Source organism: Xanthomarina gelatinilytica (genome assembly GCF_000348685.1).
GTDB lineage: Bacteria > Bacteroidota > Bacteroidia > Flavobacteriales > Flavobacteriaceae > Xanthomarina > Xanthomarina gelatinilytica.
Window position 1 is genome coordinate 1 of record NZ_ANLA01000031.1, and the last position, 1,229, is coordinate 1,229.

A 1,229-nucleotide genomic window follows, 5' to 3' on the forward strand; every position below is an offset into this window, starting at 1 on the left:
TGTAGGCTTCCCCTTTTTAGGACACCTCAAAGTTCGATAAATAATTATTATTTAAGTCAGATTTGATGAAGAATTTAAATTCTTCATCAAATCTGGGCATATATTCTTTAGGTGATTTATTTCCTAAGGATTTATGTGGGTGGTTAAAATTATAGTCCTCTCTCCAATTATCGCTTATTTTTTGCAATTGATATTTGTCATTGAAGTAATAGGCATCTAGTATATCTTCTCTAAAGAATCGATTAAAACGTTCGATATATCCGTTTTGCATTGGTTTTCCAGGTTGTGTATATTTAATTTCTATAAAGTTCTTTTCACACCAGTTCATAAAGGTCTTAGAGATAAATTCTGGTCCGTTATCACATCTTATATATTTTGGTGTGCCTATTTCTTCTTTTAAACGTTCTAGTGTATCTACTACAGCTCTAGCTGGATATGATAGTCCTGCTTCAATGGCTAAAGCTTCTCGATTACAATCGTCAATAACGTTAAATACGCGCACTTTTCTACCATCGGCAAGTGCATCACTCATAAAGTCCATACTCCAGCATTCATTGAGCTGCGTTGGTGTTTCCAAAGGTTGTTTTACGCGTTTTACTAAACGCTTTTTGTGCTTACGTCTTAAACTTAGTTTCATATCCCTGTAAATGCGAAGCACTCGCTTTCTGTTCCATTTTAAGCCTTCACGACGGATTTTGTGATAATACTCATCAAAACCTCTAGTTGGATAGGATTCCGCAAGCTCTGTGAGTTTATCAATGACTTCGCTGTCATCTTTCTTGCTCTGATAATACCACATTGACCTACTTAAACCTACAACTTTGCAGGCTCGTACAATGGGCACTGTAAACTCCTTAACAAGATATTTGACACGAACTCGCTTGTCGGAAGGCTTTAGAACTTTTTTGACAATACGTCCTTTAACATCTTATTATCTAAACTCACATCCGCATACATTTGTTTGAGCCTGTTGTTTTCCTCTTCAAGTTCCTTCAACCTCTTAAGTTGTTGCTGTTCCATACCCCCATACTTCTTACGCCAATAATAGAATGTACTTTTGTCAATCCCTAATTCTCTTGATAAATCGCCCACAGATCTTCCTTGTTCGTTTTCCTTGAGTGCCTTGATTATCTGACTCTCGCTAAATTTGCTTTTTTTCATTGTGACAGTTTGAATTTAAAATTAATAAATTAGAATTTATAACTGTCCTATTTTTGGGGAAGCCTACA

Annotated in this window: 1 protein-coding gene; it reads right to left on the reverse strand. The window is 35.7% G+C overall.

Annotated features, from left to right (window positions below):
• Positions 1 to 16: 16 nt before the first annotated feature.
• Positions 17 to 1,161, reverse strand: a protein-coding gene (locus D778_RS14475; RefSeq protein ID WP_394330213.1) for an IS3 family transposase whose coding sequence is annotated in 2 segments (ribosomal slippage) — positions 17 to 909 and positions 909 to 1,161 — 1,146 coding nt in all. Because the reading frame shifts where the segments join, the coding sequence is not laid out codon by codon here.
• Between the last annotated feature and the right edge of the window lie 68 nt (positions 1,162 to 1,229).